General features: G+C 72.9%; 13 protein-coding genes. 9 read left to right on the forward strand and 4 right to left on the reverse strand.

Features of this window, described 5'->3' with window-relative positions; all coding sequences use genetic code 11:
• Positions 1–56 precede the first annotated feature (56 nt).
• Positions 57–1,763 carry a sensor histidine kinase gene (locus LXT12_RS22585; protein ID WP_233394560.1) on the forward strand — a complete coding sequence of 569 codons (1,707 nt, stop codon included), beginning with the start codon at positions 57–59 and terminating at the stop codon, positions 1,761–1,763.
• 20 nt (positions 1,764–1,783) lie between these two features.
• On the opposite strand, the gene LXT12_RS22590 is transcribed toward LXT12_RS22585, so the two are convergent.
• On the reverse strand, positions 1,784–3,271 hold the full coding sequence (locus LXT12_RS22590) for a hypothetical protein (RefSeq protein WP_233394561.1): 1,488 nt from the start codon (positions 3,269–3,271) through the stop codon (positions 1,784–1,786).
• Between the two features lie 6 nt (positions 3,272–3,277).
• Positions 3,278–4,588 (reverse strand): SPFH domain-containing protein, encoded by a 1,311-nt coding sequence (locus LXT12_RS22595; RefSeq protein ID WP_349255045.1) that lies wholly within the window; start codon positions 4,586–4,588, stop codon positions 3,278–3,280.
• A gap of 692 nt (positions 4,589–5,280) precedes the next feature.
• Between LXT12_RS22595 and sodC the strand changes: the two genes are divergently transcribed.
• The 5 genes from sodC (at position 5,281) to LXT12_RS22620 (ending at position 9,259) form a co-directional block, all read left to right on the forward strand.
• The gene (sodC, locus tag LXT12_RS22600; RefSeq protein WP_233394562.1) at positions 5,281–5,802 is read left to right on the forward strand and encodes a superoxide dismutase family protein; all 522 of its coding nucleotides are present in this window, start codon (positions 5,281–5,283) and stop codon (positions 5,800–5,802) included.
• Positions 5,803–5,874: 72 nt separating this feature from the next.
• On the forward strand, positions 5,875–6,078 hold the full coding sequence (locus LXT12_RS22605) for a type II toxin-antitoxin system VapB family antitoxin (protein ID WP_233394563.1): 204 nt from the start codon (positions 5,875–5,877) through the stop codon (positions 6,076–6,078).
• Positions 6,075–6,452 carry a type II toxin-antitoxin system VapC family toxin gene (locus LXT12_RS22610; RefSeq protein WP_233394564.1) on the forward strand — a complete coding sequence of 126 codons (378 nt, stop codon included), beginning with the start codon at positions 6,075–6,077 and terminating at the stop codon, positions 6,450–6,452. Before LXT12_RS22605 ends, LXT12_RS22610 begins: the two co-directional genes overlap by 4 nt.
• 7 nt (positions 6,453–6,459) lie before the next feature.
• Positions 6,460–7,173 carry a response regulator transcription factor gene (locus LXT12_RS22615; RefSeq protein ID WP_233394565.1) on the forward strand — a complete coding sequence of 238 codons (714 nt, stop codon included), beginning with the start codon at positions 6,460–6,462 and terminating at the stop codon, positions 7,171–7,173.
• Between the two features lie 19 nt (positions 7,174–7,192).
• Positions 7,193–9,259: a sensor histidine kinase gene (locus LXT12_RS22620; RefSeq protein ID WP_233394566.1), complete on the forward strand. Its 2,067-nt coding sequence runs from the start codon at positions 7,193–7,195 to the stop codon at positions 9,257–9,259.
• Positions 9,260–9,269: 10 nt separating this feature from the next.
• Here the strand turns inward: LXT12_RS22620 and LXT12_RS22625 are convergent, their stop codons facing one another.
• Positions 9,270–9,593: a hypothetical protein gene (locus tag LXT12_RS22625; protein ID WP_233394567.1), complete on the reverse strand. Its 324-nt coding sequence runs from the start codon at positions 9,591–9,593 to the stop codon at positions 9,270–9,272.
• Between the two features lie 145 nt (positions 9,594–9,738).
• Here LXT12_RS22625 and LXT12_RS26795 point away from each other — a divergent pair, with 145 nt between their 5' ends.
• From LXT12_RS26795 to LXT12_RS22635, 3 genes are all read left to right on the forward strand, one after another.
• Positions 9,739–9,870, forward strand: coding sequence for a hypothetical protein (locus LXT12_RS26795; protein WP_255763745.1), 132 nt, complete (start codon positions 9,739–9,741; stop codon positions 9,868–9,870).
• 324 nt (positions 9,871–10,194) lie between these two features.
• Positions 10,195–10,473, forward strand: a complete 279-nt coding sequence (locus LXT12_RS22630) for a type II toxin-antitoxin system RelE/ParE family toxin (RefSeq protein ID WP_233394568.1) — start codon at positions 10,195–10,197, stop codon at positions 10,471–10,473.
• 10 nt (positions 10,474–10,483) lie between these two features.
• Entirely contained in the window at positions 10,484–10,810 is a 327-nt protein-coding gene (locus LXT12_RS22635; protein ID WP_233394569.1) for a HigA family addiction module antitoxin, read from the forward strand.
• Between the two features lie 43 nt (positions 10,811–10,853).
• Here LXT12_RS22635 and LXT12_RS22640 read toward each other — a convergent pair whose 3' ends face one another.
• Entirely contained in the window at positions 10,854–12,806 is a 1,953-nt protein-coding gene (locus LXT12_RS22640) for an alkyl/aryl-sulfatase (protein ID WP_233394570.1), read from the reverse strand.
• Positions 12,807–12,945 lie beyond the last annotated feature (139 nt).

Consider the following 12,945-nt stretch of genomic DNA (forward strand, 5'->3'; position numbering starts at 1 on the left):
ACAGTTACGGAATTAGTGCCGGGCGGCCGACCCGGCCCCAACCTGCGGAGGCCGAGATGGACGACATGACCCATGTCGCGATACTGCTCGTGAAGGCCACCCCCGAGCTGCCCATCGCCGGTGCGGCCTCGGGGCGGGCCCGGGTGCTGGGCCACGACCCCGCCTCGCTCAAGGGCATGCCGCTGGCGCAGCTGTGCCCGCCGACCCAGCCCGACGGCCGCGCCTCGGACGCCGCGCTGGCCGCCGTCTTCGAGCAGCTGCAGCGCAGCGGCACGCTCAGCCTGGCCTGGACCTTCAAGACCCGCGGCGGCGAGTCGCGGCCCCACGAGCTGCACCTGACCATGACCGAGCGCGACGGCGAGCCCGTGGTGGCCGCCTACCTGGTGGATGTGAGCCGCATGCAGTCCGCCGAGCTGCTGAACCGCGCCAAGAACGAGCTGCTGGAGATGGTGGCCACCGGCCAGCCCCTGCAGCCCGTGCTGGAGCGGTTGACGGCCCTGATCGAGTCGCAGTTCGAGGGCCTGTACTGCAGCGTGCTGCTGCTGGACCTGGAGGGCCGCCACGTCAGCGCCGGGACGGGCCCGCGCATGCCCGCGGAATACATGCAGGCCCTGTACGGCCTGGAGATCGGCCCGACCGTGGGCTCCTGCGGCACGGCCATGTACGACGACCGGCTCGTCATCGTCGACGACATCGCCACCCACCCGCTGTGGGTGCGCTTCCGCGACCTCGCCCTGCCGCACGGCTTGCGGGCCTGCTGGTCGGCGCCCATCCACGCCGCCAACCGCCGCGTGGTCGGCAGCTTCGCGATGTACTACCGCGAGGTGCGCCGCCCCACCACCGCCGAGCTCGGCGCCCTGCACACGGCCAGCCACCTTGCCGGCATCGCCATCGACCAGGCGCGCCGCGACGAGGAAAGGCGCCGCGCCGCGCAATGGCTGGAGGAGCAGGTGCAGGCCCGCACGGCCGAGCTGCTCGCCACGCAGGACGAGCTCGTCAACAGCCGCAAGCTCGCAGCGCTGGGCCAGCTGCTCGCGGGCATCGCCCACGAGATGAACACGCCGCTGGGCAACGCCCTGCTGAGCGCCAGCGCCCTGCGGGCGGGCAGCGCCGGCTTCGCCAGCCGCATGGCCGACGGCGCGCCGCTGAAGCGCCAGGAGCTGGCGGACTGGGTGGAGCGCACGCGAGCCGGCGCCGAACTCGTCGAGCAGAACATCGACCGCGCGCTGCGCCTGGTCAACCGCTTCAAGCAGCTGACCGAGGGCAGCGCCCGCGCCGTGCGCTCGCGCTTCGACCTGCGCGAGGCCGTGCTGCAGGCCTGGGCGCGCGTGCAGGCCAGGCTCAGCGTCGAGCGCCTGCGCTTCGCCTGCGAGCTGCCCGAGGGCTTTCGCCTCGACGGCTACCCCGAGGTGCTGCAGCAGGTGCTGGAGCAGCTGCTGGAGAACGCCTGCCTGCACGCCTTTCGCGACGGACGCAGCGGCGAGATCCGCGTCAGCGCCCACCGCAGCGGCGATGCGCGGCTGACGCTGGAGGTGCGCGACAGCGGCGCCGGCATGCCGCAGACCGACGTGGCGCGCGCCTTCGAGCCCTTCTTCACGACCACCTTCGGCCAGGGCGGCAGCGGCCTGGGCCTGTTCGTCGCCCACAGCCTCGTGCACGGCATGCTGGGCGGCAGCCTGGAGCTGGACAGCCGCCCGGGGCAGGGCACCGTCGCGCGGCTGGAGTTGCCGCTGCAGGTGGCGGCCCCGGTGCTGTCGGGCTGACACGGCGCCGGGCCGCTGCCTCAGCGGCGGATGGGCGAGGCGCCGCGCCAGGCCGCGTCCGACCAGCGCTGGTAGGCGCCGAGCAGGGCCGGCTCCGGCGACTGCCGCTCGACGGCGAGGTTGGGCAGCGACACCACCTCGAAGCTGCGGCGGTAGCGGCCCTCGGCCCGGAACTCCCGTGCCAGCAGCATCTGCGCCCCGCCCGGCACCCAGCCGGCGAACTCCGCGACGCCCAGGCCCGGCTGGGCCGGCGCCGGCGGCATCACCTCGACGCGCCAGCCGCCGTCGCGGCCCGGCTCCTTCAGGAACACCCACAGCTCGCGCCAGCCGTCCAGCGGCTGCACGGCCAGGGCCAGGGCGCGGCCCTCGCGGTTGAGCGAGGCCGAGGCGAGCGCCACCTGGCCATAGCTGCAGCGGCGCGCGGCCAGCTTGCCGGCCTCCTTCAGCTCGACGCAGCGCTCGCCCTCGGCGCCGGCCTGCACGGCCAACTGGACGGTGCCGAAATCGCGCGCCGCCGCGCTCGTGCCCAGCCAGCGCGCCGCATTGACCCGCATGGCCGCATCGGCGTAGGCGGCCTGGTCGTCCTCGGTCAGCTCGGTGGGCACGACGGCGGCGAACTCGGCCAGCGCCGGGGCGGCTTCGCCCCCCGCCCCGCGGCGGGCCTGGGCGAAGGCGAGGCTGGCCGCCACCGAGGCGCGCCGCATCATCAGCCGGTTGCGCCAGTGCACCGGCAGCGTGGCGGCATCGACCTGGGCCAGCACCTGCTGGCGCCACTGGTCGCGCGCCTCGGCCTCGCGCGGCGTGGCCCGCGGGTTCAGGCAGTCGGGCCGCGTCAGCGCGAGGGCCGCGCGCACGCGCTGCTCGGGCGTGGCCGCCGTGACGAGCAGGCGGCGGAAGGCCTCACCGTCGTAGCAGACCTGCACGCGGCCGTCCTCGCCGGTCTCGAACTGCTCGAACTTCAGGCCGTAGCGCGCGGCCACGTCCATCTGGGCGCCGAGCTGGCCCTCGCCGGGCCGGGCGGCCGGCAGCGAGGCGCGCTCGGCGATTCGCTCGGCGAAGCTCCCCATGGCATCCAGCGCCTCGGCGCCGCCGGGGCCGGCCAGCTCCGCCGGCGTGGCGGCCTGCACATAGGCCGCGGCCAGGCCGAGGCCCAGGCCTTCGGTGCCCCACTGCTGGCGGGCCAGGCGCAGCTGCGACAGCAGCTCGGCGCTGGCCCCTTCGCCGCGCGGCATGGGCAGGACCTGGACCTTGCGCATCCAGCCACCGCGCTCGCGGCGATAGTCCCAGACCTGCCAGTGGTCACCACGCTCGGCGCGGATCTCCAGCGCCTCGCCGCGGCTCATCTGGGCCTGCAGCGAGGCGCTGTCGCGCGGCGCGCCGCGCAGCGGGGCGTCCTGCACGACAAGGCCGGCGCGCGGGAAGGCTTCGGCGGCGGGAGCGGCGTCGGCCTCTGTCATGACGAGGGCGGCCACGGCCGCGGCGACGACGATGAGGGCGATGCGGCGCATGGCGGCTTACTCCTTCTCCTGTGCACCGCCCTCGGCGGCGCCACGGGCCTGCGCCTGTGGCGCCGCGCCCGCGAGCAGGGCGCTGCCGATGAAGCCGCCCGAGCCGGGCGGGGCGATGATGACCTGCACCTTGTCCGAGAGCTTGTCGGCCATGGCCTTCTGCACCAGCAGCGGGTGGCGGGTCAGCAGCTCGCCCTCGGCGGCCATCTGGCCGGCGTTGGCCTTGCCCACCTGGGCGACGCGGTAGGCCTCGGCGTCGGCCAGCTTCTGGCGCGCGGCGGCCTCGGCGGCGACCTCGATGCGGCGCGCCTCGGCCTGACCTTCGGCCTGCTTGATGCGGGCCGCGCTCTCGGCCTGCGCTTCCAGGGCGCGCTGCTCCACCTGCTTCTGCTTGAAGGGCAGCACGTGCTTCATGGCCTCCTCCTGCGCCTTGGCGGCGATGACCTGCTCGCGGCCCGCGGCCTCGGCGGCCGTCTCGCGGCGCACCTTGTCGGCGGCGGCCTGCAGCTCGGTCTCCTTGACGCGCTTGTCGGCGATCTCCAGCGTGTAGCGCATGCGCTCGCTGGCCAGGCTGTCGGCCAGCAGGCGGTCCATGCCGCGGCGGTAGTCGGCCGGCAGGTCGACCGAGCCGATCTGCACGCCGTGCAGCAGGATGCCGTCGGTGGCGAGCCGGGCGCGCAGCTCGGCCTCCAGCGCGGCGGCGATCTCGGCCCGTTGGCTGGAGAAGATCTCGCGCACCGTGTGGCGGGCGATCTGCTTGTAGACGACGGCCTGCACCGCCGGCGCGATGACGTCGGCCTCGATGTCGTCCGGCAGCTTGCGCGAGAGCTCGCCCAGGCGGGCGGGGTCGACCGTCCAGCGCAGGTTCATGTCCAGGCCCAGGGACAGGCCCTCGACCGACTGCAGCGGCGCCGGCCCGTCGGCCTTGGCGAGGGCCGCCGGGTGGTAGCTCTGGTCGCGCAGCGGGAACAGGCGCACCTCGTGAAGGCCGGGGATGCGCAGGAAGCTGCCGTCGCGGAACTCGCTCGTGCCGCCGCTGAACTGGTTGGTTCGCACAGCGGCCTGGCCGCGCGGCACGGCCTGCACGGGCGGGTGCATGACGACGGCGTAGCCGGCCGCGGTGGCGGCCGCCAGGGCCAGCAGCGGCGGCAGGGCGCGGCGCAGCGTGCGGGCGGCGGTGGGCGCGGCATCCAGGCCGCGGCGGGCGCCGCGGCCGAAGGCCTGGCGGACGGAGGCGGCGAGGGTCTTGAGGCGGTGCAGCATGGTGACGGGCTCCTTGGGCTTGTCGGCATCGCGGGTTGGGGTGGGGCGATGCATGGCGGCCATGGTTGCCGGTCGGGGGGGAAGGGACGAGAGGTGGGGAGGGGGGATGTCTTCCGGCGAGGGGGAAGGAATCTTCCGGGGGGCGGGTTGGGTTTCGGGTTGCTTTTGCTGGGAGCCTTTTGACTCGGTGCACCGTGCGGGGATTTCGCCCCCGCGGGCGACCTACTTTCTGGTCCGCCAGAAAGTAGGCAAAGAGCTCCCCCCGACCGCGCCGCCCCGCCGCTTCGCGGCGGGGTTCCCTGCGGTACTCAAGCCTTGAGGCGCCGCGCAAAACTCCCTTCGCTACGCTCCGGTCAAACAGTGGCGCTGAGTCAGTTGTTGAAGCGTGCTGCGCACGCCGCCTCAAGGCTTTCCGTTCCTCGGCGGCGCTAAAGGGGGTAAGACGAAATACCTCAAGGGCATGGCTGGCGCGATTGGCACTCCGGCTGTTCGGCTGTTCTCGGAGTTCGAGCATCGCAGGGGACCCACCCGCTGCGCTGGTGGGCGGTTTTGCAGGGGTCGTTTCTTTGCCTACTTTCTTGTCGACACAAGAAAGTAGGTCGCCCGCCGGGGCGAATTCCCGGCACGGTGCAACGAACACAAAGGCTCCCCGCAAAAGCCTCCGATCCAAACGCCCCCCTAAGCCCCCAACCCACCTCACCCCACCCCATTGCTATCCTCACCCGCCTCACTCCAAGGGGACCCCCATGCGCCGCCACCTCATCGCCGCCGCCGGCCTGCTCGCCAGCACCCTGGCCTTCAGCGCCGAAGTCACCGTCACCCTGAACACCGCCGAGAAGCAGGGCGACGGCGCCGCGCTGGGTAGCGTGCGCATCGCCGAGACGCCCTACGGCCTGGCTTTCTATCCGCAGCTCAAGGGCCTGCCGCCCGGCCTGCACGGCTTCCACGTCCATGAAAAGCCGTCCTGCGCCCCCGCCGAGGCCAATGGCGCCGTCGTGCCGGCCGGCGGTGCGGGCGGCCACCTCGACCCGCAGGGCACCAAGAAGCACGGCGAGCCCTGGGGCGACGGCCACCTCGGCGACCTGCCGCCGCTGTACGTGGCCGCCGACGGCACGGCGACCACGCCGGTCCTCGCGCCCCGCCTCAAGCTCGCCGACGTGAAGCAACGCGCCCTGATGGTCCACGCCGGCGGCGACAACCACGCCGATCACCCCGCGCCCCTGGGCGGTGGCGGCGCCCGCGTGGCCTGCGGCGTCATCGGCGGCTGAAGCCGGCGTCCGGCTTGAGGTAGCATCGGTTTAGATGCAAACTGTCATCATTCAAGATGCTGGGAGCCGGCCTTGCGCACGACCGTGACGATTGACGATGCCCTGTACGAAAGGGCGCTCGAAGTGGCCGACCCGACGATGGACAAGGCCGACCTATTCCGCGAGGCCATCAAGACCTTCGTGCGCGTGCAGGCCGCCAAGCGGCTGGGCGCCCTGGGCGGCAGCGCCCCCCGGATGGAAGACGTGCCCCGCCGACGCGGCGATGCGGCCCAATGACGGGCGGAGTTCTCGTCGACACGTCGGTTTGGGTCCAGCACTTCCGCGATGGCATCGACGGACTGGCCGAGTTGCTGGCCGCGGATCGCGTCTTGACGCATCCCCTGGTCGTCGCCGAAATCGCCTGCGGCACGCCGCCCAACCGCCGACGCACACTCGCCGACCTGGACTGCCTTCAACCGACCCGGCAGGCCACGGTGCGCGAGCTTCTCGAATTCATCGAGCGCGAGCAGCTTTTCGGCCAGGGCTGCGGCTTCGTGGACCTGTCGCTGCTGGCCTCCACCCTGATGACCACCGGTGCGGCGCTGTGGACGCTGGACGGGCGCCTGAGCCGCCTGGCCGAGCGCTTCGGCGTGGCACACCCGTCGAACTGAACCGCCCATGCCCCGCATCGCCGTCATCGAGGACGACCCCACCACCAGCGAGCAGCTCGCCGGCTGGATACGCGCCGCCCGTCCGGAACTCACCGTCGACCAGCACTTCGACCGCGACGCCGCCGAGGCGGCCTTGCACCGCGAGCGCTACGACCTCGTCGTGCTCGACATCGAGCTGGGCCGCGAACGCAACGCCGGCGTGGCGCTGATCAACGAGATCAACAAGCAGGGCCTGGGCACGCCGGTGCTGGTCGTCTCGGCCATGCCGGCGGCCATCTACCGCAGCATCATGAAGGCGCTCGACGCCTGGGACTACCTGCAGAAGACGACCTTCGACGAGGCCGAGTTCGTCGAGACCTTCCTGGACATCCTGCGCACCGCCCGGCTGCGCGAACCGAAGGCGGCAGCAGCCCGGGCCGGCGACGACAGCCTGCTGCTCGACCCGCTCAAGCAGCGCTCGGCCCTGTGGCGCGGCCAGCGCATCAACTTGCCGCTGACGGCCCAGCGCATCCTCGCCACGCTGCACGCCCGCGCCGGCGAAGTGGTGAGTTACGAGGACCTGTTCGACGTGGTCAAGAGCGGTCGCAACCGCGACAACGTGCGCAAGCACGTCGCCACCATCCGCGACGCCTTCCGCGACGTGGACCCGGCCTTCGACGGCATCGAGAACATCCCGATGCGCGGGTTCCGGTGGACCTCCAGCCCCGGCGGCGGCGCGTGACCCCGGGCGCCGCCACCGCGTGAAGCTCGGCCGCGTCGACCTGCCCCTGCCCGACGTGCCGCGCCTGGGCGTGGCGGCGTTCCGCAACCGCATCGTCTTCCACCTCGTCTTCATCGCGCTGGCCCTGGCCACGCTGGCCCTGGCCGTCGCGCTGCTGAACGAGGAACGCCAGCGCAATGCGCAGCGCTATGAGCAGACCTTCGCCAAGTCCCTGGCCGAGATCGTGGCCCAGCTGCGGCATCCCTCGGGCCAGCTGGCGCTGATGAACCCCGAGCCCGCGCAGGTGGACGCCGGCTGGGTGGCGCCGCTGGTGCTGCCCTTCGGCGCCATCGACTTCGACGACGCCACCAAGGCCCAGCGTGCCGTGGAGATGGCCGGCTGCGCCCTGCAGTACCCCGGCGGCGCCAGCCTGTGCACAGCCGTCGGCAGCAATGCCTATGCAGGCGCCTTCGTCTACCTCGTGGCCAGCCTGGATGCGCCGCCGCTGGTCAGCCGCGAGCGCGGCGCGCGCGACCTGTCGGACGTGCACCGCGTGCACATCCGGCTGCGCAGCGGTGGCAGCGAAAGGCAGTGGCTGGCGCCGGTCGAGATGGCCGACGGCCAGCGCGGCCAGTTGCCGGGCTTCGTCGTGCCGGCGCCGGACGACGCGGCCCTGCTGCCCGCCCAGGCCCGGCCGCAGCGCGACTTCCGCGGCTGGGTCTGGCGCGAAGGCCCCTGCCTGACCACGGCCGAGCCCTGCGCACGCCGCACCATCGTCTCCATCCGGCTGCCGGTGGAGGCCTTCCGCGAGGCGCTGTTCCGCCCCGGCGGCCCGCAGTGGCCCCCGGCCGACCTGGCCCGCACCGGCCTGCGCCTGGCCCTGCTCGGGCCGGGCGGCAGCGTGCTCTTCGACAGCGCCGCGCCCGATGCCCAGCCGGCGCTGAGCCTGGCCCGGCTCACCGGCGCGCTGTCACCAGGCGAGACGCTGAAGATCACGCGCGGCGCCAACGTCGTGGCGCTGCTGCAGGGCGCCGAGGAAACCGGCGCACCGCCCTCGCCCTGGCTGACGACGCTGATCCAGCACCTGCCCGCCCCGGCCGCGCCGCGCACGCTGACGGCGCACGACGCCGTGACGACGCCGCGCGGGCGCTTCGACATCACGCTGAGCGGCGACCTCCAGGGCCTGGACCGCGCCTTGAGCGCCAGCGCCGCGCGCATGGCCTGGCCCGTGGGCGCGATGCTGGCGGCCATCGGCCTGGCCTGGCTCATCATCGAGATGGGCCTGATCCGCCGGGTGGCGGTGCTGACCCGCCGGGCCGCCGCCCTGTCCCACCAGCTGCAGGCCCCCGAGCGCTTCGAGCTGGGCACGCTGGACGTGGCCGACCTGCGCGGCCGCGACGAGCTCGGCATCCTGGCCGGCACGCTCGGCGAGCTGCTGCAGCATGCCCGCGACAGCCTGCGCCGCGAGCAGCTGCGCGCCGAGCGCGAGCACGACCAGTGGCATGCCGTGGGCCACGAGATCATGTCGCCGCTGCAGTCGCTGATGCTGCTGCACGCGGGCGACGACGACCCGAGCCGGCGCTACGTGCAGCGCATGCAGCAGGCGGTGAAGGTGCTCTACGGCCAGGCCTCGCCCAGCGAGGCCCTGGCCGCCGCCACGCTGGCCGTGGGGCGGATGGACCTGGACGCCTTCCTGCGCGGCGTGGCCGAGAACGCCGCCTACGCCGGCGTCGACGCCGTCGCCTACGCACCGGCAGGCGAGCCGGTCTGGGTGCAGGCCGACGAATATCCGCTGGAAGACGCCATCACCCACGTGCTGTCCAACGCGGCCCGCCACCGGGTGCCGGGCACGCCCATCACGCTGGCACTGCGCGTCGAAGGCGAGTCCGCCACCGTGGACATCCACAACCAGGGGCCGCCCATCGCCGAGGCGCTGCTGGGGCGGGTCTTCGACTACGGCGTCAGCGACGCCGAGCCCGAGGACGGCGCCCGCCGCGGCCAAGGCCTGTTCGTGGCCAAGACCTATCTGGCCAAGATGGGCGGCAGCATCGCCGCCCACAACGTGCCGGACGGGGTGGTGTTCGAGATCGGCCTCAGGCGCGCCTGAGCCGGGCGCGTCAGCCGCGCCGCACCCGCTCGAGCAGGCTGCGCGCGGCCAGCTCGGAATTCAGCGACAGCTCCAGCGGCGCGCGGCACAGGCCGGCGTGGGCGTACTGCAGGTTCTCGTAGATCTCGGCGCTGGAGGGGAAATGGTCGAGCAGGGCCGGCAGGGCGGGGTGGCCCTGGTGGGTGCGCAGCTCGGCACTGATCTTCTCGACCAGCAGGCGGTACTGGTGCGGATCGGCCGCGCCGCCCTGGCCATCGAGGGCCTGCAGCAGTTGGGCGAGGCGGGCGAAGGCCAGCAGTTCTGACGGGACGGTGAACCGGACGACGGAAGGCATGGCAGTCCTCATGGGGGCAATCGAAGTTCCACATGCCGTCGCCCGGCGCGGTTTCAAGACGGCCAGCTGTGACAAGCCGCACGGCCGGCTTGAAAACGCCCCGCGCGACGCCAGCTTCCCGGGCCCCACACACACTTCGCTCCCGATGAAATCATTTGGCAAGCGCGCCGCCGGCCTGCGCCTGGAACGCATGAAGGCCTCGCCGATGTGGTCGGGCGAAGGCTTCCGCAACATCCACCCCGTGCTGCCGGGCCTGCGCGAGCGCAGCGAGCGGTGAACCCGCTGGACCGCTGGCTCAAGCCCGCCGGCAGCGGCCTGCGGGCCAGCTGGCTGGGCCACTCGACGGTGCTGATCGAGATCGACGGCCTGCGCGTGCTGACCGACCCTGTGTGGGCACAGCGCGCGTCGCCCACGCAGCTGGCCGGCCCAAGCGCTTCCAGCCCGTGCGCCGCCGCCGGCGCCGCGCTAGGCCCACCGCTGCGCACACTCGCGGTGACGGCCAGGACGCTCCGGTCACGTCGCGTTGGCCTCCACGCACGGCTTCGCCCCGTGTCAATCGGCAGCTTGCATCGCGTATCGCGTCGCGATACACTGGGCACCGATGATCAAGACCTTCGCGCACAAGGGTATCGAGGCCTTTTTCCTGAAGGGCTCGAAGGCGGGCATCCAGGCGGCCCACGCGCCGCGGCTGGCTCGGCAACTGGCCCACCTCAATCAGGCCCAGTCCGCGCAGGACATGAACATCCCCGGCTGGCGGCTGCATCCATTGAGCGGCACGCTCGAAGGCCACTGGGCCGTGAGCGTGAGCGGCAATTGGCGGCTGACATTCCGGTTCGAGGATGGCGACGCGATCCTGGTGGATTACCAGGACTACCACTGAAGGAGTACCCATGGCACGGATGCACAACCCCCCTCATCCTGGCTTGACGTTGCGCGACGACGTGCTGCCGGCTCTGGGCCTGAGCGTCACCGAGGCGGCACAAGCCCTCGGTGTGTCGCGTGTGTCGCTGTCCCGCGTGCTCAATGGCGCGGCGGCGATCTCGCCGGAAATGGCGCTGAGGCTGGAGCGCTGGCTGGGCCCGGAGCGCGGCAGCCGCGCCGACTTGTGGCTGGGCCTGCAGGCGGCTTTTGACCTGGCTGCAACTGAGCAGCGGGCCAAGGCCGCGTTGCGCCAGGTCAAGGCTTTGCCGGCTGAGCTGGCGGCCGAGGTCCACTAAGGCAGCGGACCCCCGGACCTCGGCGCGCTCCGAAACGGCGCCGCTACCGCGTCACGATGGGGAAGGTGCCCGGCGCCTTGTCGATGAGGCCGAAGAAGCGGGCCAGGTCGATGCGGCTGCCGGTGACCTTGAGCTCGTCGGAGGTGAGCATGTCCTTGGCGCCGGCGGTGCCGGCCATCATGCGCAGGAAGAAGCCCTGGGTCAGCGCGAGCGTGGCGTTCGCATCGGGCGCCGGCTCGGCGCGCCGGTGGTGCAGCACGGCGTTCTCGATCCACAGCACGTAGGAGGCGCGGGTGTCGGTGAAGACGAGGTTGATCTTCAGGTCCTTGCCCTCGGCGGCCGGGCCGTCCAGGCCCGCGGCCATGGCCTCGAGGAAGCGCTCGATGGGCGTCTGGGCGAGCATGTCCAGCGCCGCGGCGCGGTCCACGCCCTGGGTCGGCGGGCCGTTGCGCAGCTCGGCGGCGGCCGTGAGGTAGCTGTTGCGCCAGGTGGCCGCCTCGGCGGCGTAGCCGAGCTGCTCGTAGGTGCGCGCCAGCAGCTCGCGCGCGGCCTGCTGGCCGCGATCGGCGAAGACCACGTGGTTGAGCAGTTCGGCGGCCCAGCGGTAGTCGCCCTGGTCGAAGGCGGCCTGTGCCGCGGCCAGGGCCTTGTCGGCGCCGCCGGCCAGGGCCACGTAGCGCTTGGCCATCTCGACCGGGGGCAGCGGATCGAGATGGGCGGGGTTGCCGTCGTAGGCGCCGAGGTAGAACTGGTAGACGGCCTTGACGTTGTGGCGCACGTCGCCGTAGTAGCCACGGGTGGCGAACTGGCCCTGCAGCGAGGCGGGCAGGCGCACCTGCTCGGCGATCTCGGCGGGCGTGAGGCCCGCGTTGATGAGGCGCACGGTCTGGTCGTGGATGTATTTGTAGGCGTCGCGCTGGCGGGTGATGAAGTCGACGATGCGCGCATGGCCCCAGACGGGCCAGTTGTGCTGGCCGACATAGACCTCGGCATCGCCGAGCTGGTCCAGCGCGTCCTGCAGGTAGCCGGCCCAGCGCAGGGCGTCGCGCACCTTGGCGCCGCGCACCGGCAGCAGGTTGTGCAGGGTCTGGGCGAGGTTCTCGGCGCCGCCGTAGACCTTGAGCGCCGGGATGGAGAAGGTCATCTCCGCCGGGGCCTCGGCGCCGGGGACGTTGTGGAAGACGAACTTCACGCCGTCGAGCACGCGCTCCTCGGTGGGCTGGGTGACGAGGTCGGTCGGCGCCAGCAGGCCGATGCGGCCGTAGCCCACGGCCTTGCCCAGGCCGGTGTCCACCAGGCCCCGGGGCGAGCGTTCGAGGTTCTTGCCGAACTGGTAGAACGAGCGGCGCGCCATCGCGGTGCCCACGAGGATGTTCTCGCTGGTGGCCTCCTCCACGAAGCCGGCCGAGGCGATGACGGGCACCTGGCGCGCCTGCTGCGGCGTGAGCACGCCCAGGGCGCCGCCGAAGTGGTCGACGTGGCTGTGGGTGTAGAGCAGGGCCGTGACCGGCCGGTCGCCGAGGTGCTTGCGCGCGAAGGCCAGGGCGGCCGAGGCCGTCTCCTGGCAGGTCAGCGGGTCGATGACGATCCAGCCGCTGCGGCCCTGGACGAGGGTCATGTTGGCGATGTCGAAGCCGCGCACCTGGTAGACGCCGTCCACCACCTTGAAGAGGCCGGCCTGGGCGTTCAGCCGCGCATGGCGCCAGAGGCTGGGGTTGACCGTGGGCGGCGCGTCGCCGGCCACGAAGCCGAAGGCGGCGAAATCGGTGATGACACGGCCGTCGGCCGCCGTGATGCGGCCTTCGGGCCGCGCAATGAGGCCGCGCTGGGCGTCCTCCAGGCCCGCCGGGTCGGCCAGCGGCAGGGCCTTGGCGAACTGGGCGTTGGCCTGCACGGTGGCGGGGCTGGCATTGCCCGCCGGGGCGGGCGGGGTGCGTCCGCAGCCGCCCAGGGCCAGGGCCGCGGCCGCCAGGGCGGCGAGCGTCGTCGTCTTCATGGGGGTCTCCTCCGGGGTGGATCGCGCGGCGTCTGCCGGCCGCGTCGCGCCCAGGATGCCGGGCGGAAGGCACCTTGTCCAACTCGGAATCCCGCGCCCCCGGCCGTGCGGGCGGCGCAGGGGGGCGTGTCGGCAGGCC

It is taken from the genome of Pelomonas caseinilytica (assembly GCF_021353235.1).
GTDB lineage: Bacteria > Pseudomonadota > Gammaproteobacteria > Burkholderiales > Burkholderiaceae_C > Pelomonas > Pelomonas caseinilytica.